We start from the raw sequence: 24,610 nt of genomic DNA on the forward strand, positions 1-24,610 counted from the left end.
ACGGGGGTGGGCCGAGCCCCTGAAGGGATCAGCCCACCCCCGGCTCCCGTACCGGGTCCTCCCGCACCAGCCGCATCAGCGCCCGCGCCCCCGGGCTCAGACTCCGTGCCGCAGGAAGCACCACCACGCTCTCGTACACCGGCCGGTACGCACCCGCCAGCTCCACCGCGACCAGCCGGGCCGCCTCCGGCTTGCGGGAGAAGTGGTGCGGCACCACCGCGATCCCCAGCCCCTCCTGCACCAACTCCAGCAGGCTGTGCACATCGTTGACCTCAAGGCCCACGGTCCGCCGCACCCCCGCCGCCGCGAACGCCTCGTCGGCGGCCCGCCGGGGACCCCAGTCCGGATGGAAGTCGATGAACGACGCCCCCGGCAGCTCCTCCCACCCCACCTCCGGCCGCCCGGCGAACGCGTGCCCCGCCGCGCACAGCAGCACCATCGGCTCCCGGGCCAGCGGCACCAGCTCCCCGCGCCACTCCGCCGGACCGACCGTGGCCGCGAACGCCAGATCGAGGCGGCCGCCCGCCACCCCGTCCAGCAGGCTGCTGGTGCCCTCCTGCCGCAGCCGCAGCTCCATCTGCGGATGCTCCCGGTGGAACGCCGCCAGCAGCCGCGCCGGGCTCACCCCCGCCACACACTGCTCGACCCCCACCGTCAGCGTCCCGCGCAGCAGCCCCCGTACGGCGTCGACCGCGTCCCGCGCCGCCCGCGCGCCCGCCAGCGTGCGCTCCGCCTCCACCAGCAGCGCCCGCCCCGCCTCGGTGAGCCGGACCGTGCGCGTGGTGCGGCTGAACAACGGGGTCCGCAGCTCCTGTTCCAGCGCCCGTACGGAGGCGGAGAGCCCGGACTGCGAGACGGCAAGGCGCTCGGCGGCGCGGGTGAAGTGCTGCTCCTCCGCCACGGCGACGAAGTGCTCCAGCTGACGCAATTCCATGATTGAGCAATCTAGGCGATGAATCCGAGCGGAATCTCCTGTTGGACCGCTGGATCCATTTGCGGAAGCCTGGGCGTGTCCCCCGGCCCTCTCCCCGCGGAGCCTTTCGCATGTACCTGCCGTCCGCCGACCGCTACTCCGCCATGCCCTACCGGCGCACCGGCCGCAGCGGTCTACTGCTGCCCGCGCTTTCCCTCGGCCTCTGGCACAACTTCGGGGGCGACAGGACGCCCGAGACGCAGGGCGCGATCCTGCGCCGCGCCTTCGACCTCGGCATCACCCACTTCGACCTGGCCAACAACTACGGCCCGCCGCCCGGCTCCGCCGAAGAGACCCTGGGCCGCGCCCTGGCGACCGACTTCGCCCGCCTGCGCGACGAGATCGTCATCTCCACCAAGGCCGGCTACCACATGTGGGACGGGCCGTACGGGGAGTGGGGCTCGCGCAAGTATCTGCGTTCCTCCCTCGACCAGAGCCTGAAGCGCCTCGGTGTGGAGTACGTCGACATCTTCTACTCCCACCGGCCCGACCCCGAGACTCCCCTCGAAGAGACGATGGGCGCGCTGGACACCGCCGTACGGCAGGGCAAGGCGCTGTACGCCGGGCTGTCCAACTACTCCGCCGCGCAGACCCGCGAGGCCGCCGCGATCCTGAAGGACCTCGGCACCCCGCTGCTCATCCACCAGCCCCGCTACTCGATGCTCGACCGCCGGATCGAGGACGACGGACTGCCGGACGTCCTCGACGAGCTGGGCGCCGGTTCCATCGCGTACTCGCCGCTGGAGCAGGGCATCCTGACCGACCGCTACCTCGACGGCATTCCGGCCGGGTCCCGGGCGGCGGGGGACAGCCCCTTCCTGACCCCCGACGCCGTCACCCCGCGCCTGGTGGAGCGGCTGCGCGCGCTGGACGCCCTGGCGAAGGAGCGCGGCCAGTCGCTCGCGCAGCTGGCCCTGGCGTGGGTGCTGCGCGGCGGCCGGCTCACCTCCGCCGTCGTCGGCGCGAGCAGCGTCGCCCAGCTGGAGAACAGCGTCGAGGCCGTCCGGAATCTGGAGTTCGGCCCGGACGAGCTGTCCCGGATCGAGGAGCTGCTGCGGGACGCGAAGACGGCCTGACGCCGATCGGGCGGCCGGACACCGGTCGGGGCGCGCCGGCCGAACGCGCGGCCCGCCGGTCAGGGGGCGATGCCCACCCCGTCGATCCGGCCCCAGGCCCGCTCCTGCGCGGCGGTCATGGCGGGCCAGCCGAGCCCGCCGGGCCGGGGCAGCACCCGGGAGGCGTACGGGGACGGCCGGAACGCCGGATCGTAGAAGCAGCCCGTGCCGTACGTCCGGTCGAACGCGGCGCACGACGCGGCCAGCGAGCGCGGGGTGGGCCGGTGCCCGGTGCGGGCCCAACGGTCCAGAGCCGCGATGGAGTTGGCGTACTCCGCGTCGCTCAGCCCGCTGTGCTCGCTCTCCCGGGTGAAGGTCTGCACGAGCCGGTGCTCCCGCCCCGCGCCCCGCAGCGTGGCCCGGTAGGCGGACTCGTGCTCGACGAACGCCGTGGGGTCCTCGATCGCGTGCAGGGTGAGGACGGGCAGCGCCACCCGCCCGGTGAGATCGCTGTCCCAGGAGAGGTCCCGGAGCGCGGCCGGGTCCGCCGAGAACCGTTCCACGCCCGCGTTCAGCGCCCGGTCGTCGTGCGAACCGGCGTACCGCACACCCTGGTTGGAGAAGGGGTTACGTCCGTCCAGCCGGGTCGTGACGATGTCGCGGAAGGTGAACGTCGCGAACCGCAGATGCGACTCCAGGGACCGCTCCGGGACCCCGGTGACGGCCAGGATGTCGTCGAGGTTGCGCTGCTGGAGCGCGGTCCGCGCGGCCGGGTCGGCGTCGAACCCCGTGCACTCGCGCAGCCGGGCGCGCAGCCCGGTGGACGTCATTGTGGAGCCCGGGCGCAGCCCCTGCCACAGGGGGTACCGCGGCTCGGTGGGGCGCGGGTGGTTGCCGCAGTAGTGCTGGTAGACCACGCGCAGGTCGACCCGGTAGTCGTAGCCGCGCGAACCGCCGCCCAGGACGCCGTTGGTCAGCAGCACCCCGTCGTACGCCCCCGGCTCCGTGCCGTACGTCTCCGCGACCTTGGCGGCCACGTTGCCGCCCCAGGACTGGCCGTGCACGAAGGTCCGCTCCGGCTTCCCGAACCGGTCGACGAAGACCCGGCGGGCGCTCTCGGTGTCGGCCGCCGCCATCCGGGTCCCGTAGCCGCCGCGCCGGTAGGAGGAGCCGGCCCAGGCGTACCCCTCCTCGACCATGACCGCCCAGCGCTCCAGGTCCTCGGTGGAGCGGGCCGGGTCCGATGCGTCGCCCAGGTCGGGCCCGCCGTGCGCGTGCACCACCAGCGAGCCGTTCCAGCGGGTGGGGACGGCGAGCGCGTAGTGCGCCCCGTTCTCGTCCCGCCCCGTGTAGCACCGCGCCTTGCCGGTCAGCGCGGCCGGGCACTCGGCGGCGACCGGAGACCCGGCCGGTGCGGGGGCCGCGGGCGCCTTGCCCGCCGTGCCGAGGAGCAGGGCGGCGACCGTGGCGGCCAGCGCGGCGGAGCGCAACCGGTGGCGGCGGTACAGCGGCAGGGCGGGGGAGGGCAGGTGGGGGGAGTTCACGGGAGCGGCTCCTGGCGTTCTGTCCCGGCACGGGGGTGCGCCGGTTGCCGGGATGCTAGGAAGCGCCGCACCCGGGGGAGAAGCCCCGCGCATGTTGCGTTCATAGTGTTCGCCCCGGCACCCCGAAAAGAGCCCCGCCGAAGGGACCACCGGAGGGACCTCCGGCGGACTGGACCACTGGCACGCCCGCCCCTCCCTGGTCCGCGCCGCTCACGGCGCGTACGGTGTGGCGGCATGAAGATCCTCATCAGCGCGGACATGGAAGGCGCCACCGGAGTGACCTGGCCGGCCGACGTGCTGCCGGGGACTCCGCAGTGGGAGCGCTGCCGGTCGATGTTCACCTCGGACGTGAACGCGGCGGCGCTCGGCTTCTACGACGGCGGCGCCGACGAGGTGCTGGTCAACGAGGCCCACTGGTCGATGCGCAATCTGCTGCTGGAGCACATGGACGAACGCGTCCAGATGCTCACCGGAAAGCACAAGTCGCTGTCCATGGTGGAGGGCATCCAGCACGGCGACGTGGACGCGGTGGCCTTCGTCGGCTATCACACCGGGGCCGGCACGGAGGGCGTCCTCGCCCACACCTACCTCGCCAACTCCATCACCGGGGTCTGGCTCAACGGGGCCCGCGCGAGCGAGGGACTGCTCAACGCACACGTCGCCGCCGAGTACGGGGTGCCCGTCGTCCTCGTCACCGGCGACGACCTGACCTGCGTGGACGCCGAGGGATACGCCCCCGACGCCCGGAAGGTCGCCGTCAAGGACTACGTCTCCCGTTACGCGGCGGTGTGCCGCACCCCCGCCCGTACCGCCGCCGACATCAGGGCGGCGGCGAAAGCGGCCACCGTGCTGGCGGGGCGGCGGCCGCCCGTCACCGGCTCCCCGTTCACCGTGGAGCTGGAGTTCGACGCCGAGCATCTGGCCGCCGCGGCCACCGTCGTCCCCGGCGTCGCGCCGAGCGGCGAGAGGCGCGTCGCGTACACCAGCGCGACGATGTACGAAGGAATTCGCACGTTCAAGGCGGTGACGACGATCGTGTCGGCCGCTGTGGAGGAACAGTATGGCTGAGGCCCCCGACCTGCTCGGACCCGTCGACCGGCAGGCCCTCGACGAGGTGGTGACGTTCACCTCCGAACTCATCCGCATCGACACCACCAACCGGGGCGGCGGCGACTGCCGGGAGCGCCCGGCCGCCGAATACGTCGCCCAGCGGCTCGCCGACGCCGGAATCGAACCGACGCTGCTGGAGCGGACCCCCGGCCGGACCAATGTGGTCGCCCGGATCCCCGGCACCGACCCGTCGGCCGACGCGCTGCTCGTCCACGGCCACCTCGACGTGGTGCCCGCCGAGCCCGCCGACTGGAGTGTCCACCCCTTCTCCGGCGAGGTGAGCGACGGAGTCGTGTGGGGGAGGGGCGCCGTCGACATGAAGAACATGGACGCGATGGTCCTCGCCGTCGTACGGGGCTGGGCCCGCGAGGGGTTCCGCCCCCGGCGCGACATCGTCATCGCCTACACCGCCGACGAGGAGGACAGTGCCGCCGACGGCTCCGGCTTCCTCGCCGAGCAGCACGCCGAGCTGTTCGAGGGCTGCACGGAGGGCATCAGCGAGTCCGGGGCCTTCACCTTCCACGCGGGCGACGGACTCTCGCTCTACCCGATCGCGGCGGGCGAACGCGGCACGGGCTGGCTGAAGCTGACCGCCGAGGGCCGGGCCGGTCACGGCTCCAAGGTCAACCGGGAGAACGCGGTGAGCACCCTGGCCGCCGCCGTCGCCCGGATCGGCGAGCACGAGTGGCCCATCCGCCTCACCCCGACCGTCCGAGCCGCGATCACCGAGATCGCCGCCCTGCACGGCATCACCGCCGACCTCGACGAACCCGGCTTCGACGTCGCCCAGCTCCTCGGCAAGCTCGGCCCGGCCGCGTCCCTGGTGGAGAACACCATCCGCAACAGCAGCAACCCGACGATGCTGGACGCCGGTTACAAGGTCAACGTCATCCCCGGCCACGCCGCCGCCTTCATCGACGGGCGTACGGTCCCCGGCGGCGACGAAGAGTTCCACGCGACCCTGGACCGGCTCACCGGACCCTCGGTCTCCTGGGAGTTCTACCACCGCGAGACGGCCCTGACGGCCCCCGTCGACTCACCGACGTACGCCAAGCTGCGCGCCGCCGTCGAACGGTTCGACCCCGACGCGCACACCGTCCCGTACTGCATGTCGGGCGGCACCGACGCCAAGCAGTTCTCCCGCCTCGGCATCACCGGCTACGGCTTCACCCCGCTGAAGCTGCCCGTCGGCTTCGACTACCAGCGGCTCTTCCACGGCGTCGACGAGCGCGTCCCCGTCGACGCCCTCCACTTCGGCGTCCGCGTCCTCGACCACTATCTGCGCACCGCCTGACCGACCACCGACCGATTCGCACCCGGGGGACCGTCCTACGTGAACACCGTGCCGGCAGCACCGTACGGAAGCTGGCCGTCGCCGATCGACGCGGCGCTCGCCGCCTCGCACGACGGCCGCCCCGACCACCTCGGCACCGTCGGGGACGAGGTGTGGTGGACCGAGCCGCGCCCGGCCGAGGGCGGCCGGCGCGCGTTGATGCGCCGCCGCGCCGACGGCTCCACCGCCCCGGTGCTGCCCGCCCCCTGGAACGCCCGCAGCAGGGTGATCGAGTACGGCGGACAGCCCTGGGCGGGCACGGTGCGCGCGGACGGCGAACTCCTCGTGGTCTTCGTCCACTTCACCGACCAGCGGCTGTACGCCTACGCCCCCGACGGCCCGGACGAGCCGTGGCCGCTCACCCCGGTGTCGGACGTCGGCGGCGGGCTGCGCTGGGTGGACCCGCAGGTGCGCCCGGAGCACGGGGCGGCGGGCGAAGTGTGGTGCGTGCTGGAGGAGTTCACCGGGCCCGCACCCACCGACGTACGGCGCGTCGTCGCCGCCGTACCGCTGGACGGCTCGGCGGCCGACGACCGCTCGGCCGTCCGTGAACTCTCCGACGACCGGCACCGGTTCGTCACCGGACCCAAGGTCTCCCGCGACGGGCTGCGGGCGGCCTGGATCGCCTGGGACCACCCCCGGATGCCGTGGGACGGCACGGTGGTCATGCTGGCCGACATCACCGGCGCGGGTGAATTCGCCGATGTACGGCCCCTCGTCGGCGACCTCGACGAATCCGTCTGCCAGGTGGAGTGGGACCGCGACGGCAGCCTCCTGTTCGTCTCCGACCTCGCCGACTGGTGGGAGCTCCAGCGCATCCGGCCCGACGCGGTCGCGGGCGGCGTGGTCCCCAGCAGCCGCCTCCTGCCGCCCCGGGGCGAGGAGTTCGGCGGACCGCTGTGGAAGATCGGGCTGCGCTGGTTCCACCCGCTGGACAACGGACTGATCGCCGTCCTGCACGGCAGGGGCGGCATGCGGCTCGGCATCCTCGACCCGGAGACCGGCGAACTCGCCGACGTACCGGGCCCCTGGACCGCCTGGTCCGACACGCTCGCCGTCCACGGCAGCCGGGTCGTCGGCGTCGCGGCGAGCCCCCGCGGCGGCCCCGAGATCGTCGAGCTGGACACCGCGACCGGGCACACCCGCGTCATCGGCGCGCCCCACCGGGACGCGGTCGACCCCGCGTACTACCCGGCGCCCGAGGACCGCACCTTCAGCGGCCCCGACGGCCGTGAGATCCACGCCCACATCTACCCGCCGCACAGCCCCGACCGCACCGGCCCCGAGGGCGAGAAGCCCCCGTACGTCGTCTGGGCGCACGGCGGCCCCACCGGTCACGCCCCGCTCGTCCTCGACCTGGAGATCGCCTACTTCACCTCGCGCGGCATCGGTGTGGCCGAGGTCAACTACGGCGGCTCCACCGGCTACGGGCGCGGCTACCGCGAACGGCTGCGCGGGCAGTGGGGCGTGGTCGACGTCGCCGACTGCGCGGCCGTGGCCTCGGCCCTGGTCGAGGAGGGCGCCGCCGACCCGGACCGGCTCGCGATCCGGGGCGGCAGCGCGGGCGGCTGGACCACGGCCGCCTCGCTGACCTCCACCGACCTGTACGCCTGCGGGACGATCCTCTTTCCGATCCTGGACCTCGAAGGATGGGCCACGGACGAGACCCACGACTTCGAGTCGCGGTATCTGGAGTCCCTCGTCGGCCCGTTCGCCGAGGTGCCCGAGCGCTACCGCGAGCGCTCCCCGATCCACCGCACCGACCGGCTGTTCACCCCGTTCGTGCTGCTCCAGGGCCTGGACGACGTGATCTGCCCGCCCGCCCAGTGCGAGCGGTTCCTCGCCGCCGTGGCCGGGCGGGGCGTCGCCCACGCCTATATCGCCTTCGAGGGGGAGAGCCACGGCTTCCGGCGCGCGGCGACCCTGGTCCGCGCGCTGGAGGCCGAACTCTCCCTCTACGCGCAGACGTTCGGTATCGACCGGCCCGATGTGCCGCACCTGGAGCTGACCACATGACCGGTGAGGACCACGGCCCGGCGACCGAGGACCGGGGCCCGTTGGCGCCCCTCGCCCGGCCGGCCCGGCTGCGCCCCGGCTCCCGGGTCGCCGTCGTCGCGCCCAGCGGCCCCGTCCCCGCCGACCGGCTGGAGGAGGGGCTCGCCGTCCTGCGCGACTGGGGCCTCGAACCCGTCGTCGGCCCCCATGTCCTCGACGGCCACCCGGAATTGGACTACCTGTCCGGGGCGGACGCGGACCGCGCGGCGGACCTTCAGCAGGCGTGGTGCGACCCGTCCGTGGAGGCCGTACTGTGCGCCCGGGGCGGCTACGGCGCGCACCGGATGGTCGACCTGGTCGACTGGGCGGCGATCCGGGCCGCCGGGCCCAAGGCGTTCGTCGGCTACAGCGACATCACGGTCCTGCACGAGGCGTTCGCCCTGCGGGCCGGGTTCGCGACCCTGCACGGGCCGATGGTCGCCACCGACACGTTTCTGCAGGACCCGGCGACCCGTGAACACCTGCGCGCCACGCTCCTCGAACCGGGAACCGTCCGCACCCTCGGCCTGGAATCGGCCGGGTCCCTGGTCCCCGGCCGGGCGCGGGGCATCCTGTACGGCGGATGCGTCAGCCTGCTCGCCGCCGACATCGGCACCCCGGGCGGCCGCACCCACGCCCGCGGCGGACTGCTGGTGATCGAGGACACGGGGGAGGAGCCCTACCGGCTCGACGGCTTCCTCACCGGGCTGCTGCGGTCCGGAGCCCTGGACGCGGTCGCCGGTGTGGTCTGCGGATCCTGGCAGGAGTGCGGACCGTACGAGAAGATCCGCGCCGTGCTCGCCGACCGGCTCGGCCCGCTGGGCATACCCGTGGTCGAGGAGCTGGGCTTCGGCCACGGTCCGACCGCGCTGACGATCCCCCTGGGCGTTCCCGCAGTGCTCGACGCACCGGCGGACGGCGGGCGTTGCACGCTGACCCTCGAGAGCCCCGCCCTGCGCTGAGCGCTCGCCGGACCTCTCCTCGGCCCTCCCGCCCGCAGATGTGTGTTTTCGCCCGCGGAACGTGAACATCCGTCAAGAACCGCTGACCGATGCGTTGACACGGCTATGAGCTGTGTCACACCATGAGCGCGGCCCAATACTTACCGGTCGGTAAGGTGTCCTCGGTGTGGAGGTCTTCGTGTCAGGTGCTGTTTCCAGAGTGCGCGGCCCGCTCGTGGCGGTCGCCGGGGCGGCCCTCGTCGCCCCCCTCGTCCTCGCCGGCCCGGCCCATGCCGAGGCCGACCCGTACACCGTCACCCCGCTGACGTTCACCGTCGAGGCGGGCGACCGCACCTGCACGGTGGACGCGGACCTCTACCGGCCCGCCGGGGCCGACGCGGAACACCCCGCCCCCGCCGTCCTCGCCACCAACGGCTTCGGCGGCAGCAAGTCCGACGGCTCCACCGACGCCATCGGCAAGGCCTTCGCCGAGCGCGGCTACGTCGGACTCGTCTACTCCGGCCTCGGCTTCGGCAAGTCCGGCTGTCTGATCACCCTCGACGACCCGGAGATCGACGGCAGAGCCGCGAGTGAACTCCTCGACTTCCTCGGGGGAGTTCGCACCGCCGACGACGGGACCGAGGCCGACTACGTCACCCGGGACGCCGACGGCGACCCGCGCGTCGGCATGATCGGCGGCTCCTACGGCGGTGCGATCCAACTCGCGACCGCCGCCGTCGACCCCCGCGTCGACGCCCTCGTCCCGCTGATCACCTGGAACGACCTCGGCTACGCACTCGCCCCCAACAACACCGGGGCGCGCACCGGCGTCACCTCCGACGCCCCCGGCGTCTTCAAGTGGCAGTGGACCAACGGCTTCTACCTGATCGGCGAAGGCCAGCCGCTCCTCAACCCGAGCCTGGACCCCTCCCGGATCAACCGGCTGGACTGCCTGCACTTCGCCACCCGCGCCTGCGAGACCATCCGGCTGCTCAACTCCGGCCGCTACCCCGCCGACCGGGCCGAGGAGATGCTCGCCTACGCCCGCAGCGTCTCGCCCGTCTCCTACCTCGACCGGGTCAAGGCCCCCACCCTCATCGTCCAGGGCCAGGCCGACAGCCTGTTCAACCTCAACGAGGCCACCGCCACCTACCGGACCCTCAAGGCGCAGGGCACCGAGACGAAGATGATCTGGCAGTCCTGGGGACACAGCGGCGGCCAGGTCCCCGGCGAACTCGACCTGAGCCAGGGCAATCTGGAGACCAGCCACGTCGGACAGCGGGTCCTGGCCTGGTTCGACCGCTACCTCCAGAAGAAGACGGACACCGACACCGGACCCGCCTTCTCCTACTACCGCGACTGGCAGAGCGGCTACGGCACCGCCGCCGACGTCCCCGCCCTCTCGCAGTCCCTGTACCTCTCCGGCGACGGCAAACTCGTCGACAACCGGTCCAAGGTGGCGCGCGGCAGCCGCCAGTACACCAACTGGCTCGTGCCCACCAGCCACTCCGAGAGCTCCATCGCCCCGCTGATCGGACTGCCCGACCCCAAGCCGTACGACATCAAGGGCACCTACCTCGGCTGGCGCAGCGAACCCCTCACCGCGCCCCTCGACGTCGTCGGCGCGCCGAAGGCCACCCTGAAGGTCGTCTCCCCGAAGACGGAACGGGTCCAGAACAGCGGCGACGCCTCCGACAAGCTCGTCCTGTTCGCCAAGGTCTACGACGTCGCGCCCGACGGCACCCGGACGCTGGTGAACCGGCTCGTCTCCCCGGTCCGGGTCCCCGACGTCACCCGGCCCTTCACGGTCGAGCTGCCCGGCATCGTCCACCGGTACGAAGCGGGGCACCGCCTGGAGTTCGTGATCGCCGCCAGCGACACCGCGTACTTCGGCAACCGGGGCGTCAAGCCCGTCACCGTCGTGAGCGCCCCCGAGGACACCGGCGTACTGGAGCTCCCGGTGGTCCCGGCCGGCTGACGCCCGGCACCCCGTTCACCCGAACGGCCGTACAGCACCGCCCCCCGAACCCGGCAGCCGGACATGCTGGGACCCCGGGGGGCGGTCGCGTGCACGACGGGCGGGCCGGACGGCGAGGAGCGAGCGGAAGGGCCGGACCATGAGCCCCAAGGACGTATCGAGCGGTACCGCGCGCGCCAAGGGGTGGCTCACTCCGGGGCGCATCGTGGTCGGTGTGCTGGTCGTGCTCGTCATCGTGTTCATCTGCGTGAACACGAACAAGGTCACCATCCGGGTGCTGATCCCCGAGGTGACGATGCCCCTCTGGTTCGCCCTGCTGGCCATGTTCCTCATCGGCCTGGGCTGCGGCGGCTACCTCTTCCGCCGCCGGGGGAAGTGACGGGCCCCCGCGCCCCGGCCCCACGGAATCCCGCGAATCCGCTTGAAGGCCCCGGTCCGATGCGGCGAGGATGGGCCGCATGCGTACGATCGTGGCTCTCGACGCCCCGTCCAACCTCGGGCTGCGGCCCCCGGCCCCCGGCACCGTACCGGGCGTGTACAAGCTGGCCGGCGCCCTGCGCGAACAGGGGCTCCTGCGCCGCCTCGGAGCCCTGGAGGGCGGTGTCGTGGTCCCGCCGCGGTACGACCGGGGCGACTGGCAGGAGGGCGACGGGGTGTTCAACGCCGCCGCCATCGCCCGCTACACCCGCACGCTCGCCGACCGTATCGAAGGACACGTACGGGCCGGGGAGTTCGCCCTGGTCCTCGGCGGGGACTGCTCCATCCAGCTCGGCGCCGCCCTCGCCCTGCGCCGCATCGGCCGGTACGGGCTCGCCGCCGTCGACGGATCCGCTGACTTCCGGCACTCCGGCAACAGCGACCGGATCGGCGCGGCGGGCGGCGAAGAGCTGGCCATCGGCACCGGCCGGGGGCAGGACGACCTCAGCGACCTCGAAGGGCTCCGCCCCTACCTCAAGGACGAGGACGTCCGCCTCTTCGGCCTGCGCGACGAGGACGAGGACCGGGCGGAGCTGACCGCCCTGAAGATCCCCCACGCGACCGTCGGCCAGATCCGCGAGCAGGGCCCGGACGTCCTCGCACGGGCCACCGTGGAGAGCCTGGAGACGCCCGCCCTCGACGGCTACTGGGTCCATCTGGACGCCGACGTCCTCGACCCGAGCGTCATGCCCGCCGTCGACAGCCCCGACGACGGCGGCCTCCTCCCGCACGAACTCGCCCCGCTGCTGCGCACGCTCGTCTCCTCCCCGCGCTGCGTCGGGCTCAACGTCACCATCTACGACCCCGATCTCGACCCGGACGGCACCGCGGGCGCGCTCCTCGCCGACCTCGTCGTCGGCGCGTTCACGGACGATTGAGCGGTCACGGACGACTGAGCCTTCACGGACACCCTCGGCGTCCGCGCCGGGCGCGCGAAAATCCGGCCGACGGGGCTCTGGTCCCCACGGCCACCCGCGTGTTCCATGGTCACCGGGGGCGCCCGGACCTGCGGCGGCCCGCCGCGAGGGAACGAGGGTGCCTTGGCCACGACCGTACGACGTGCCGTACTTGACCTGCCCGCAGCGCCGCTCGGGCCGGAGAACCCGCTCCCACCGCTGCGCACGCCCGCCGCACCGCCCGTCCTCGACCCCCGGGAACGGGCGGACCTACCCCGCGACATGGCCCGGCAACTGGGCCACCGGCCCCTGCGCACCGTCCTGCCCACCCGGCTGCTCGACGGCTACGGGCGCGAACGCACCCCCACCGCCATCGACACGCTCGTCATCGAGAACGACCAGCTGCGCGTCACCGTGCTCCCCGGACTCGGCGGCCGGATCCACTCCCTGCACCACAAACCCACCGGCCGCGAACTGCTCCACCGCAACCCGGTCCTCCAGCCCGCCGCCTTCGCCCTCAACGGGGCCTGGTTCTCCGGCGGCATCGAGTGGAACATCGGCGCCACCGGCCACACCACCCTGTCCTGCGCACCCCTCCACGCCGCGCTCGTGCCCGCCCCCGACGGCGGCACCATGGTCAGGCTCTGGGAATGGGAGCGGCTGCGCGACCTGCCCTTCCAGGTGGACCTCTGGCTCCCCGACGACTCAGACTTCCTGCACGTCGGCGTACGGATACGCAACCCGCACGAACAGAGCGCGCCGGTCTACTGGTGGTCGAACATCGCCGTCCCCCAGACCCCGGACACCCGGGTGCTGGTCCCGGCCGACGAGGCCTGGCACTTCGGCTACGACCACACCCTCACCCGGGTCGGCGTCCCCGAGGCGGACGGACTCGACCACACCTATCCGCTGCGCTCCGAGTACCCCGCCGACCACTTCTACGAGCTTCCCGACGACTCCCGGCGCTGGATCGCCGCGCTCGACGCGGACGGCCACGGACTCGCCCAGACCTCCACGGATCTGCTGCGCGGCCGCAAACTGTTCCGCTGGGGCCACGGGAAGGGCGGCCGCCGCTGGCAGGAGTGGCTGAACGGGCCCGGGGGCGGCGGTTACGCGGAGATCCAGGCGGGTCTGGCCCGCACCCAGCTGGAGCACGTCCCCCTCGAACCGGGCACCGCGTTCAGCTGGCTGGAGTCCTACGGTCCGCTGTCCGCCGACCCGGCCGCCGTGCACGGCCGGGACTGGGCCGCCGCCACCGAGGAGGCGAGCGCGCGGCTGGAGGAGGCACTCCCGCGCGGAACGGTGGAGGATGCGTACGCGGCCTGGCTGCCGCACGCCGACACCGAACCGGGCGAGATGCTCGCCGCCGGCTCCGGCTGGGGCGCGCTGGAGGTGCTGCGGGGCGGCCACCGACTGCCCGGCACACCGTTCCCCGTCTCCACCATCGGCGCACCGCAGGCCCCCTGGCGTGAGCTGCTGGAACACGGCACCCTCCCGAAGCAGACCCCGGACGGCATACCCGGCCCGACCCCGGTCTCGCCGCCCTGGCGCGACATGCTGGAGACCGCCGACGCCGACCCGCACACCGAGTACCACCTGGGCATCGCGCAGTGGCACGCCGACGACCGGGCGCAGGCCGTCCGCAGCTGGGAACGCGGCCTGGAGCGCGGCCCGGCGCCCCGCTGGCCGCTGCTGCGCTGCCTCGCCGTCGCCGCCGAGGAGAGCGGCAGGCCGGACCATGCCGCCGAGCTGTACGCCGAGGCCTTCGCGGACCTCGACGCTCCGGGAGCGGGGGAGCTCATCGCATCGGCGGAGGGCGGCGCCCTCCTGGTCGCCCTGGCCCGCGAGACCATCGAGGCGCAGCTGTCCGCCGGCCGGCCCGGAGACGCCCGGACGCTGCTGGCCGGGCTGCCGGGGGCGATCCGTGAGCGCGGACGCTTCCGGCTGCTCCTCGCCCGGATCCTGGTCGCCGAGGGCGACACCGGGGCGGCCCGCGCGATCTTCGACGCCGGATTCGAGGTCGCCGATCTGCGCGAAGGGGCCGGAATCCTCGGCGAGCTGTGGGCGTCCGTCAGCGACGAACCGCTGCCGGACGCCTACGACTTCCGCATGCGCCCGCCGCAGGACTGATCAACGCTCCCCGGGCGGCCGGTCAGACGGTGACGTTGCGGTCCACGTACTCGAAGATCGAGCCGTCCGGGTGCAGCGCGATGAGGTTACGCCCCGCAGGGGTCGGCACCGGTCCCGCGATGACGCGCGCGCCCGCCCGGGTCAGCGCCGCGTTCGCCTCGTCGACGTCCTTGACGGCGATGGTCGCGCCCACCTTGCGCAGCACCTCCAGCTCCGACTCCGGCCCGCTCATCAACAGGAAGCAGCCGATCGCGGCCACCGACACCCCACCGCGCTCGAAGCGCAGGGCCGACGTGCCCGTCAGCCCCTCGTAGAAGGCCACCGAGGCCTCCAGGTCGTCGACGCAGATACGCAGCGTGGTTCCGAGGATCTCCATGCGTGCGAGGGTAGTTGGCGGCCGCCACCGGTGTGATCGATTCCGGGGCGGCCGGGCCCCTTATCGGATCGCACCGACTGTCCGGCTCACGCCCGGCACAGCACCTCGCCGTGCGGGACCAGGAACCAGCCGTCGCCCTCCTCGCCCCAGGAGCGCCACGCCCCGGCGACGGCCGTGAGCTGTTCGGTGCTCGCATGGCCGCCGTGTACGGCCAGTTCGGCGTAGACCGAGTCCGTCGTACGGTCCGCCCACAGACCGCTCCACCAGGCGCGGCTCTCCGGGGTGGCGAAACACCAGGCGGCCGCGGTCGGGGTGATGTCGGTGAACCCGGCCCGCCGCGCCCACGACAGGAGCCTGCGGCCCGCGTCGGGTTCGCCGCCGTTGGCACGGGCCACCCGGCCGTACACGTCCAGCCACTCGTCGAGGCCGGGGGCCTCCGGATACCAGGTCATCGCCGCGTAGTCGCTGTCGCGCGCCGCGACCACACCGCCGGGGCGGCAGACGCGCCGCATCTCGCGCAGCGCTTGGACCGGGTCGCCCACGTGCTGGAGCACCTGGTGGGCGTGGACCACGTCGAACGAGTCGTCGGGGAAATCCAGTGCGTGGACGTCGGCCACCGCGAACTCGACGTTCTCCAGCCCTCGTTCGGCCGCCACCTCGGCGGCCTGGCCGAGGATGCCGGTGCTGGTGTCCACCGCGGTGACCCGGCCGGGCGCGACCAGCGCGGCCAGATCGGCGGTGATGGTTCCGGGGCCGCAGCCGACGTCCAACACGGCCAGACCGGGGCGCAGTTCGTCGAGGAGATACGCCGCCGAGTTGGCGGCGGTCCGCCAGCGGTGCGAGCGCAGGACCGACTCGTGGTGGCCGTGCGTGTACACGGCGGTCTCCTTCGGCATGGCGTGACGTCCTCTCCCGAAATTCCCGCGCCGACGGGCGCGACGACAGGAACCACCGTACGCCGACCTGCCGCATGGTGAGATGGCCGTCTTGCGATGCGGACGCGTGGTCCTGGGGTGTCAGACCGGCATCGGGCAGTAGACGGTCAGCGCCTCCGGCAGCTTGTCGATCATCAACTCCGGTCCGGAGTGGGCCACTTCGCCGTCGTACGCGTACGGGGTTCCGGGTGCGAGACCGCCGATCCGCACCCGACGCCTGCGCACCGCCGCATGGGCGGGGGAGCGGGTCAGCGGTCCCGCCACCGCCGCCGCCAGCAGGCGCAGCGCGGGTCCCCGCCCGCCGTGCACCACCCGGACGTCCAGCAGCCCGTCCGCCAGGTTGTGGCGGCGGCCCGGGGCGGGGCCCACCCGCTGGAAGAGCCCGTTGCCGACGAAGAGCAGCCACAACGGACGCCTGCGGCCCTGCAGTTCGGCCTCCAGAGGCCGCTGGCCGCGCAGCACGTGGAACGCCGCGAGCACCCCCGCGGGCCAGCCGCCGATCCGGGGCGACCAGTGTTCCCGGGTGCGCACCAGATCCGGATAGACGCCCAGCGAGAAGGCGTTGAGGAAATAGCCGTCCGCCCCGTCCGGACCCTTGGGCCCCGGCCGGAACCGGCCGAGGTCCACCCGGATCGCATCGCCCGCGGTGAGGGCGGCGGCGGTGTCGTGGACGGTCTCGATGCCCAGGTCGTAGGCGAAGTGGTTGAGCGTGCCGCCGGGGAAGACCGCCAGCGGCACGCCGTGCGTCGCCGCCACGGAGGCCGCCAGGTTCACCGTGCCGTCGCCGCCGCAGACACCCAGCGCCCGGCCCCGGCCCGCCGCCTTGTCCAGGGCGGCCGACAGCTCCTCGGGCGGCACCTCCACCACCTCCGCGGCGGGCAGCGCCTCGCGCACCAGCGACGCGGTCGCGGTGGCCGTGCCCGACTCCTGGTTCACCACCACGACGAGGTCCTGCCCGGCGGGCAGCGCCGGGGCCTCACCGGGCGGGCGGCCGGGCGCGGGCAGCTGGCCCCGGGTGGGCACCACCCCGCGCAGGGCGAACGCGGCCCCCACACCGAGCACCGCTCCCGCCAGCACATCGCTCGGATAGTGGACCCCGGTGTAGACCCGGGAGGCCGCCACGGCCACCGCGACCGGGGCCACGACCGCGCCCCAGCCCCGGGACTCCAGGGCCACCCCCGTGGCGAAGGCCGCCGCCGAGGCGGCGTGGCCGGACGGGAAGGAGGTGGTGACCGGCTGCCGCTTGAGCTGCCGCACCACCGGCACCAGGTCCACTATCGGCCGCTGGCGGCGCACCGCGCCCTTGCCGACCGTGTTGATCGCCGCCGAGGCCACGGCGAGGGACGCCACCCCGCGCAGCGCGGCCCGGCGCGAGCGCGCACTGCTGCCGAGCGCCGCGATCCCGGCCGCCGCCCCGAACCAGAGCAGCCCGTGGTTGGCGCTCCGGCTCAGTCCGGGCAGCAGCGGATCGGCGCCCGGCCAGTGCCGGTCCGCGACGCTCCGGAAGACGGCCAGGTCCCGCCCTTGCAGCCAGCCGCGCAACCGGGCGGCGGCGGGGGCGGCGGATGAGGTTCTCGGTGAGGACATGGCTCAGCGAATACCCGGCCGGGCCACGCTGAACCAGCAGGCGCGCTGAGACCCCGGCCACGTGTCGCCGTCGACCGGCGGAACAGCCCACCTGGAGGCGGCCCCCGGCGCGGGTGGGCGATTGAGCGGGCGGGCCGCCCGGAACCTCCGTATAAAGAAGCCAGGGAGCGACGCGTGGCGGAGGAGGGCCGGATGCACGGGACCGAGGACCACGGGCCCACGCACGAGGACCACGGGCGCGCGCATGAGCGCCCCGAACCCGCCCACGAGGACCACGGCCCCGTCCGCTACGGGCCGCCGGCCCCCGACCCCGGCCTCCCGGTCCTCCCCGAACTTGCCGCCGTCCTGGCCGCCGCCTCCGCCCGGACCCGTCCGGAGCTTCCCGGCGGGGGCCCCGTCCTGCGTGAGGCGGCCCGCGGCTACTGGGACCGGCGCGGACTGCACGGCACGGCGGGCAGCATCGCCGCCGCCCCCGGCGCCCAGCCGCTCCTCCTGGCCCTGATCGGTGCGCACGGCGGCGACGTCCTCATGCCGCGCCCCTGCCCGGTCGCCTGGATGCCGCAGGCCCGGCTGCTGGGCCGGCCCGCCTACCATGTGCCGACGCCGGCCGAGTGCGGCGGCGTACCCGACCCGTACGCCCTGCTGGAGACCGTCCGCCGGGTCCGGGCGGAGGGCGGCCGTCCGAAGCTGCTGCTGTTGTCCGTCGTGGACGACCCCACGGCCACCGTCGCCCCGCCCGAGCTGGTCCGCGAGGCCTGTGAGGCAGCGGTCGGCGAAGGGCTGCACATCATCAGCGACGAGACCTGGCGCGACACCGTGCACCGGCCCCGCGACACCGTTCTCCTCAGCCCCGCCGAGATGTGCCCGGACGACGTCACGGTCATCGCCGACCTGGCCGGAGCCCTGACGCCCGCCGCCTGGCCGGTCGCCGTCGCCCGCTTCCCGGACACGGCCCGGGCCGCCGTCCGGCACGCCCGCACCCTGGACATCCTCACCGCGCTGGGCGCCCTTGTCGCGGCTCCGGTCGCCCACGCGGCCGCCCACGCGCTGGGGGAGCCGGATTCCGTACGGGAGCGGATCCGGCGGGCCGCGTCGCTCCAGGCGGAGGTCGCCGCCGCCGCCCACCGCGCGGTCCTCGGCTCCGGCGCACTGGCCCGCCCCCCGCAGGCGGGCCGCCACCTCTACGCCGACCTCGGCCCGCTGCGCGCCCGGCTGGCGGAGCTGGGCGTCACGGACTCCATGGAGCTGGAGGAGTACCTCACCGACCGGCTCGGCGCACCGGCCCCGGGCGGCCACCGCTTCGGCGACGAACTCGGCGCCCTGCGCGTACGCCTGGGCACGGGTCCGCTGCTGGGGGCCACGCCGCAGCAGCAGACGGAGTCCCTCAGCGCCGCGAAGCCGCTGGAGCTCGCGCATGTGGCGCGGGCACTGGACAGCTTCGCCGCGGTCTTCGGCGCGCTGCGCTGAGCGCGGCCGCTGAGCGCGGCCACGAAGACGCAGGGGCTACGAAGACGCCGCGGCCACGAAGACGCAGGGGCTACGAAGACGCCGCGGCCACAAAGACGCAGGGGCTACGAGGACGCCGGGCCGAACCGCGACCGCAGCCTGCGCCACACCGCCGGAGCCCCGCTGATCAGCAGCGTCAGGGCCACCGCCGCGACCACCCCCTGCCACGGCTCCGGGAACAGCGAACCGCCCAGGATCCCGATCAACTGGTACGTCGCCGCCCACGCCAGACACGCCGGAACATCGCCCCGGGCGAACCGCCGCAACGGCATCCGGCCCAGCAGACACGCCAGCATCACCGGGATCCGCCCGGCCGGCACCAGGCGGGAGAGCACCAGCACCGTCCCGCCGCGCTCGTCCAGCTTCGCCTGCGCCTGGGCCAGCCGCTCCGGCGCGGCCCGGCGGGTGATCGCCTCCAGCCACTTGGAGCCGTTCCTCGACCGCACCCCGCGCTGCCCCAGCCAGTACAGACAGACATCCCCGAGGAACGCGGCGGCCGACGCCACCAGGAACACGAAGAGCAGGGCGAGCGGAGACGTCTGGTGGAAGGCCACCACCGCCGCCGAACTCACCAGCGCCCCCGTCGGCACCACGGGCACCAAGGACCCCAGCGCCACCAGCGTGAACAGCGTCGGATAGCCGACCGCCTGCTGGGTCGACTCGGTCGGCAGCTCCCGTACCACCTGCTGGATCTCGTGGATCACCGGCCGGCCTCCGGCCTGACCCGTTCGCCGTGCCCCAGCACATGCACCGTCACCTCGGGCGCCCGCTTCCCCGCCTGCCGTACGAACTCGTCGCCCGGTCCGTGGAACTCGTGCGGGCGCACCCCGTCCAGACCGATCGGCCAGTACGTCCCGTAGTGCACCGGCACCGCCGACCGCGGTGCGAGACGGGTCAGGGCCTCGGCGGCGCGGGCCGGGTCCAGATGACTGTGTCCCAGATAGGGCCCCCAGCCGCCCACCGGCAGCAGCGCCACGTCCACCGGCCCCACCGCGTCGGCCATCCCGTCGAAGAGCCCGGTGTCCCCGGCGAAGTACGTCCGGGCCTCGCCCTCGACCACATAGCCGAGGGCGGGGGCGCGGTGCGGCCCGACCGGCAGCCGCCGTCCGTCGTGCAGCGCGGGGACCGCCCGCACCCGCACGTCGCCCACGCGCACCATGTCGCCCGGCCCCACCTCGGTGATGTGCAGCTGCCGCACGCGCCGCAGCATCCGCAGCCCCGGCACCGCCGCCACCGCGCCGCTCGGCACGATCAGCCGGCTGCCGGGGGCCAGCCGGGCCAGCGACGGCAGATGCAGATGGTCGGAGTGCAGATGGGAGACCAGCACCACCTCCGCGACGGCGGCCTGCGGCGGCGGCACCTCGCCCCGGCGGCGGCGCAGATGCGCGAAGCGCCGTACGAACAGAGGGTCGGTCAGCACCCGCACCCCCGAGTCCTCGATCGTGCAGGTGGCATGACCCCACCAGGTGACCTCCACCGGCACGTCCGCCTCCTCGCTCGATCCCCGCTCGGTCTCCGCCGGACCCCGCGACCTCGTGTCCCGGCGCGGCCCGCGCTTGCCCGTGCCCGGGTGCGCTGCCGGTACGAGCCTATGCGCCCCCCGTACCGTCCCGCCGCCCCCTGGCCGGTCGACCCGGAAGGCGCTGACCGGGACCGACGCTGTGAAAAGCTGAAGGGTGGGCCCCGGACGACCGGGCCCGGGGGCGGAGAGGGCGTGAGGTGGACCGGCGTGGGTGACGGGAAGTGGCGTACGGCGGGCAGAGCCCTGATGCGGGTGATCGCGGTCTGGGCGGTGTCCACCCTCACCATGCTCGCGCTCGCCGGCATCCTGCCCGACTTCCAGCTCCAGTCCGACGACGGCGACACCATCACCAGGACCGCCTTCACCGCCGCCTGGGGCGCGGGAGCCTTCGGTCTGCTCTCCGCCCTGGTGTGGCCCGTTCTCGTACGGTCCCTGCTCATCGTGCCCGCGCTCGTCCTCGGGGCCCTGGTCTTCTTCCTCAACGGCTCGCTGCTGCTGATGGCGCTGCGCCTCATCCCGGACGGGCGCGGGGACGCCGCGCCGGAGACCGCGGTCGTCGTCGCCGCCGTCATGTCCGCCGTCGCCTCCGCCACCTCCACCGCCCTCGCCGTCCGCGACGACGAGGCCTACCGCCGCCGGCTCTCCCGGCTCGCCGACCGGCGCCGCAGACGCGGCCGCACCCCCGGTCCGCCGGAACCCGGCCGCGAAGGACCGCCCGGCACCGTCTTCCTCCAGCTCGACGGCGTCGGCCACGACGTCCTCGTGAAGGCCGCCGCCGACGGGCTCATGCCGACCGTCGCCGGCTGGCTCGCCGACTCCTCCGGACACCGGCTCACCCCCTGGCGCACCGACTGGTCCAGCCAGACCGGCGCCAGCCAGCTCGGCATCCTGCACGGCAGCAACCACGACGTGCCCGCGTTCCGCTGGTACGAGAAGGAGACCCGCACCGTCATGGTCTCCAGCCGTCCCGCGAGCGCCCTGGAAATGCAGCGCCGGGCCATCGCGCACACCCGTGACGGGGGGCTGCTCACCGTCGACGGCGCGAGCCGCGGCAACCTCTTCAGCGGCGGCGCCGGACAGCTCGCCCTGGTCCTCTCCATGGCCGCCCGGCGCGGCAAGGGCCGCCGTTCCCGCGCCGGATACTTCGCCTACTTCTCCGACCCGGCCAACGCCACCCGTACCGCTCTCTCCTTCGTCGCCGAGGTCGTCCGCGAGATCGGCCAGTCGACCCGGGCCCGCGCCCGGAAGGTCACCCCGAGGATCAAGCGCGGCGGGCTCTACCCGTTCATCCGCGCCTTCGCCACCGTCGTGGAGCGTGATGTGGTCGCCGCCGCCGTCCTCGGCGACATGTTCGCCGGACGCACCGCCGTCTACGCCGACCTCGTCGCCTACGACGAGGTCGCCCACCACTCCGGCCCGCACAGCCGCGATGCGGAGAAGGTCCTCGAACGCCTCGACCGCTCCCTCGCCCTGATCGCCAAGATCGCCGACCACACCCCGCGCGCCTACCGGATCGTGCTCCTCTCCGACCACGGCCAGAGCCCCGGGGAGACGTTCGCGGGGAAGTACGGGCTCACGCTCAAGGACCTCGTCCGGGCGGGCTGCGGGCTGCCCGTGCCGCGCCGGGCCCAGCGCACCCGCAGCGCGTCCGAGGCCCGCGACGCGGTACGGATCGCCCTGCACCGCCCGCCCGAGGAGGAACCGGAGGCCGAGCATCCGGCCAAGCACTCCGACCCGATCGTGCTGGCCTCCGGCAACCTCGGGCTGCTCTCCTTCCCCGACATCGAGGGCCGCGCCACCCGCGAACAGATCGAACGCCGCCACCCGGCACTGCTCTCCACCCTCGCCAACCACCCGGGAATCGGCTTCCTCCTCGTCCGCGCGGAGCACGGATCGGTCGTGCTCGGGCCCGGCGGGGCCGAGGTCCCCGTCGCCGGACTGACGGACGGCGAGGGCCCGCTCGCGGAGTTCGGCGTCGGTGCTGCCGCCGCCGTACGGCGCACCGACACCTTCCCGCACGTCGCCGACGTCATGGTCAACTCCATGTACGACCCGGTCACCGGGACCGTGCACGCCTTCGAGGAGCAGATCGGCTCGCACGGCGGCCTCGGAGGCGAACAGTCCCGGCCGTTCCTGCTCTGGCCGCGCGGACTGACGGACCCGCTCGACATCGTGGCCGCCGAGACCGCGGAGGGCGCGCCCGTGCCGCCGGGCGGAGGTCTGGTGGGCGCCGAGGCGGTGCACCGGGTGCTGACCCGCTGGCTCCAGGAGTCCTCGGGCCCTCAGGTGCCGGTCCGGGCCGAGGGCTTCGCCGGGGCGGATCTGGCGGACGAGCCGTTCCCCGGAGAGGCCTCGGTGCCGGACGCGCCCGTGCCGGGAGAAGCTCCGGTGCCGGACGTGCCGGGGACGACGACCTGACCGATGGGCGGGGCCTCGTACAGGCAGCCCGTCCGCCCTTACGCCCTTCCGGATCAGGCCGACTGCCGCCGTACCAGCGCCGGCGGGAAGAGCACGGAGGGCGAGGGGCCGCTCGGCTCGCCGATCTGCCTCAGCAGCAACCGGGCCATCTCCGCCGCCATCTCCTCCACCGGCTGCCGGACCGTGGTCAGAGGCGGATCGCAGGCGGCCGCCGCGCTGCTGTCGTCGAAGCCGACCACCGCCACATCGGACGGCACGTCGCGCCCGGCCCGCAGCAGCACCGGCAGCGCGCCCAGCGCCATCAGGTCGGAGGCGATGAACACCCCGTCCAGGTCGGGGCGGTCCGCCAGCAGCCTGCGCATGGCCGCGGCCCCGCCCAGATGCGTGAAGTCGCCCTCGGCGCAGGCCACGTCCTCGATGCCGTGGGCGGCGACGGCCTCCAGGAAACCGGTCAGCCGGACCTGCCCGGCGGGCATGTCCTGCGGTCCCGAAATGGTGCCGATGCGCCGCCGCCCCAGCGCGGCCAGGTGATCGGCCGCCAGCCGCGCCCCGGCGTGCTGGTCCACCTCCACATAGGCCAGCGGCGACGGCTTGTGCGGACGGCCCGCGAGGACGGCGGGCATCCGGGTGTCCTGGAGCAGTCCCGGCAGCGGGTCGTCGGCGTGCGTGGTGATCAGCACGACCCCGTCGACATGGCCGTGGCGCAGATAGGAGACCAACTGGGTCCGGGACGCCTCGTCGTCGGCCAGCATCACGACCATCTGGATCCCCGCCGGGCGCAGCACCTCCAGCAGCCCGCTGACGACCCGCCCGAAGTAGGGGTCCGAGAACATCCGGCCGACGAACGGCTCGGACATCGGCCGCCGTTCCCGCTCGGAGACCACCAGGGCCACCGAGTCGGTCCGCCGGGTCACCAGGGAGCGCGCCGCCCGGTTGGGCACGTAGCCGGTGGTCGCCACCGCCTCCTCGACCACGGTGCGCAGGGCGGGGTCCACCGTGGTCGCCCCGTTGATCACCCGGGACACCGTCGCCCGTGACACACCGGCCACGGCCGCCACGTCCTCCAAGGTCGCGGGGCGTACGGGCTGCGGCACTTCGGCTGTCATGCAGCCCTTTATACCCGCAGGCCGGCCGCCCCGTTCAGCCGAGGGCCCGCACCGCACCCGGCAGCCGTTCCAGCTCGGCGAGGAAGGCCTCGCGCGCCGTCACGAGGTCACCGGCCAGTTCACGGGCGTCCGCCCGGCCGCCCGCGGTGATCTCGGAACGCGACACCTGCGCGGACTGGCGCAGATGGTCCCGGATCCGGGCGACGACGAGCCGGTCGAACGCGGGCCCTTCGGCCGCGCGGGCCGTCTCCAGGTCTTCCTCGGTCACCATGCCAGGCATGTCGTGCCCCGCGTGCACATCGGTCTGGGGCAGCCCCATCCGGGTCAACAGGGGTCGCAGGCGGTCGAGTTCGGCTTCCTGCCCGGTGCGCAAGCGGACCGCGAAGGCGCGTACCCGTGGTTCGGCCGCGCGGTCGGCGGCGAGCGTCAGCAGCTTCACCGCCTGCTGGTTCATCGGGGTCATCAGCTGGACCCAGCCGACGTCGGTGGCAGTGGCGGCGGGGGCGGCGGATCCGGTGGCGGACGGCGGCGCGGACTTCCGTACCTCTGCCGTACGGGGTGCGGAATCCGGCGCCGACGAGCAGCCGGCCGCGCCGGTGAGGACCAGCGCGCCCAGCAGGCCGAGGACGCCGGCCCGGTGGCGGGGCGACGGGAGGTTCATGGGGTTCATGGCTGTCCTCGTACAAGGC

20 protein-coding genes are annotated in these 24,610 nt (G+C 74.0%); 11 read left to right on the forward strand and 9 right to left on the reverse strand.

Going from position 1 to position 24,610, the window contains the following annotated elements:
- Window positions 1–28: 28 nt before the first annotated feature.
- Window positions 29–934, reverse strand: a complete 906-nt coding sequence (locus ACIQPT_RS19270; RefSeq protein ID WP_401157080.1) for a LysR family transcriptional regulator — start codon at window positions 932–934, stop codon at window positions 29–31.
- 110 nt (window positions 935–1,044) lie between these two features.
- Between ACIQPT_RS19270 and ACIQPT_RS19275 the strand changes: the two genes are divergently transcribed.
- A complete protein-coding gene (locus ACIQPT_RS19275) occupies window positions 1,045–2,049 on the forward strand; it encodes an aldo/keto reductase (protein WP_401157081.1) in 1,005 nt (334 codons plus the stop codon).
- Between the two features lie 59 nt (window positions 2,050–2,108).
- On the opposite strand, the gene ACIQPT_RS19280 is transcribed toward ACIQPT_RS19275, so the two are convergent.
- Window positions 2,109–3,572 carry an alpha/beta hydrolase family protein gene (locus ACIQPT_RS19280; RefSeq protein ID WP_401157082.1) on the reverse strand — a complete coding sequence of 488 codons (1,464 nt, stop codon included), beginning with the start codon at window positions 3,570–3,572 and terminating at the stop codon, window positions 2,109–2,111.
- A 234-nt stretch (window positions 3,573–3,806) separates the two neighbouring features.
- Between ACIQPT_RS19280 and ACIQPT_RS19285 the strand changes: the two genes are divergently transcribed.
- The 8 genes from ACIQPT_RS19285 (at window position 3,807) to ACIQPT_RS19320 (ending at window position 14,471) form a co-directional block, all read left to right on the forward strand.
- Window positions 3,807–4,640 (forward strand): M55 family metallopeptidase, encoded by an 834-nt coding sequence (locus tag ACIQPT_RS19285; protein WP_401157083.1) that lies wholly within the window; start codon window positions 3,807–3,809, stop codon window positions 4,638–4,640.
- On the forward strand, window positions 4,633–5,976 hold the full coding sequence (locus ACIQPT_RS19290) for a M20/M25/M40 family metallo-hydrolase (RefSeq protein WP_401157084.1): 1,344 nt from the start codon (window positions 4,633–4,635) through the stop codon (window positions 5,974–5,976). The genes ACIQPT_RS19285 and ACIQPT_RS19290 overlap by 8 nt, the downstream gene beginning before the upstream one ends.
- Before the next feature lie 39 nt (window positions 5,977–6,015).
- A complete protein-coding gene (locus ACIQPT_RS19295) occupies window positions 6,016–8,031 on the forward strand; it encodes a S9 family peptidase (RefSeq protein ID WP_401157085.1) in 2,016 nt (671 codons plus the stop codon).
- The gene (locus tag ACIQPT_RS19300) at window positions 8,028–9,011 is read left to right on the forward strand and encodes an LD-carboxypeptidase (protein WP_401157086.1); all 984 of its coding nucleotides are present in this window, start codon (window positions 8,028–8,030) and stop codon (window positions 9,009–9,011) included. Before ACIQPT_RS19295 ends, ACIQPT_RS19300 begins: the two co-directional genes overlap by 4 nt.
- Before the next feature lie 199 nt (window positions 9,012–9,210).
- The gene (locus ACIQPT_RS19305) at window positions 9,211–10,968 is read left to right on the forward strand and encodes a CocE/NonD family hydrolase (protein WP_401157087.1); all 1,758 of its coding nucleotides are present in this window, start codon (window positions 9,211–9,213) and stop codon (window positions 10,966–10,968) included.
- 139 nt (window positions 10,969–11,107) lie between these two features.
- Window positions 11,108–11,347 carry a LapA family protein gene (locus ACIQPT_RS19310; protein ID WP_401157088.1) on the forward strand — a complete coding sequence of 80 codons (240 nt, stop codon included), beginning with the start codon at window positions 11,108–11,110 and terminating at the stop codon, window positions 11,345–11,347.
- Between the two features lie 79 nt (window positions 11,348–11,426).
- A complete protein-coding gene (locus ACIQPT_RS19315) occupies window positions 11,427–12,323 on the forward strand; it encodes an arginase family protein (RefSeq protein ID WP_401157089.1) in 897 nt (298 codons plus the stop codon).
- A 162-nt stretch (window positions 12,324–12,485) separates the two neighbouring features.
- Window positions 12,486–14,471: a DUF5107 domain-containing protein gene (locus ACIQPT_RS19320; protein ID WP_401157090.1), complete on the forward strand. Its 1,986-nt coding sequence runs from the start codon at window positions 12,486–12,488 to the stop codon at window positions 14,469–14,471.
- Window positions 14,472–14,493: 22 nt separating this feature from the next.
- On the opposite strand, the gene ACIQPT_RS19325 is transcribed toward ACIQPT_RS19320, so the two are convergent.
- The 3 genes from ACIQPT_RS19325 to ACIQPT_RS19335 form a co-directional block, all read right to left on the reverse strand.
- Entirely contained in the window at window positions 14,494–14,847 is a 354-nt protein-coding gene (locus ACIQPT_RS19325) for a VOC family protein (RefSeq protein ID WP_103531196.1), read from the reverse strand.
- Window positions 14,848–14,933: 86 nt separating this feature from the next.
- Window positions 14,934–15,743 carry a methyltransferase domain-containing protein gene (locus ACIQPT_RS19330; protein WP_401157091.1) on the reverse strand — a complete coding sequence of 270 codons (810 nt, stop codon included), beginning with the start codon at window positions 15,741–15,743 and terminating at the stop codon, window positions 14,934–14,936.
- Window positions 15,744–15,863: 120 nt separating this feature from the next.
- Window positions 15,864–17,369: a bifunctional phosphatase PAP2/diacylglycerol kinase family protein gene (locus tag ACIQPT_RS19335; RefSeq protein WP_401157092.1), complete on the reverse strand. Its 1,506-nt coding sequence runs from the start codon at window positions 17,367–17,369 to the stop codon at window positions 15,864–15,866.
- Window positions 17,370–17,561: 192 nt separating this feature from the next.
- Between ACIQPT_RS19335 and ACIQPT_RS19340 the strand changes: the two genes are divergently transcribed.
- Window positions 17,562–18,836, forward strand: coding sequence for an aminotransferase class I/II-fold pyridoxal phosphate-dependent enzyme (locus ACIQPT_RS19340; protein ID WP_401157093.1), 1,275 nt, complete (start codon window positions 17,562–17,564; stop codon window positions 18,834–18,836).
- Between the two features lie 104 nt (window positions 18,837–18,940).
- On the opposite strand, the gene ACIQPT_RS19345 is transcribed toward ACIQPT_RS19340, so the two are convergent.
- Both ACIQPT_RS19345 and ACIQPT_RS19350 read right to left on the reverse strand, forming a co-directional pair.
- Window positions 18,941–19,579 carry a DedA family protein gene (locus tag ACIQPT_RS19345; RefSeq protein WP_401157094.1) on the reverse strand — a complete coding sequence of 213 codons (639 nt, stop codon included), beginning with the start codon at window positions 19,577–19,579 and terminating at the stop codon, window positions 18,941–18,943.
- Window positions 19,576–20,358, reverse strand: coding sequence for an MBL fold metallo-hydrolase (locus ACIQPT_RS19350; protein WP_401157095.1), 783 nt, complete (start codon window positions 20,356–20,358; stop codon window positions 19,576–19,578). The genes ACIQPT_RS19345 and ACIQPT_RS19350 overlap by 4 nt, the downstream gene beginning before the upstream one ends.
- A gap of 246 nt (window positions 20,359–20,604) precedes the next feature.
- Between ACIQPT_RS19350 and ACIQPT_RS19355 the strand changes: the two genes are divergently transcribed.
- Window positions 20,605–22,815, forward strand: coding sequence for an alkaline phosphatase family protein (locus ACIQPT_RS19355; RefSeq protein WP_401157096.1), 2,211 nt, complete (start codon window positions 20,605–20,607; stop codon window positions 22,813–22,815).
- A 53-nt stretch (window positions 22,816–22,868) separates the two neighbouring features.
- Here ACIQPT_RS19355 and ACIQPT_RS19360 read toward each other — a convergent pair whose 3' ends face one another.
- Window positions 22,869–23,921: a LacI family DNA-binding transcriptional regulator gene (locus ACIQPT_RS19360; protein ID WP_401157097.1), complete on the reverse strand. Its 1,053-nt coding sequence runs from the start codon at window positions 23,919–23,921 to the stop codon at window positions 22,869–22,871.
- A 34-nt stretch (window positions 23,922–23,955) separates the two neighbouring features.
- Complete coding sequence (locus ACIQPT_RS19365; protein WP_401157098.1) at window positions 23,956–24,591, reverse strand: DUF305 domain-containing protein; 636 nt, start codon at window positions 24,589–24,591, stop codon at window positions 23,956–23,958.
- Between the last annotated feature and the right edge of the window lie 19 nt (window positions 24,592–24,610).

The sequence above is a fragment of the Streptomyces sp. NPDC091289 genome (assembly GCF_044757365.1).
GTDB lineage: Bacteria > Actinomycetota > Actinomycetes > Streptomycetales > Streptomycetaceae > Streptomyces.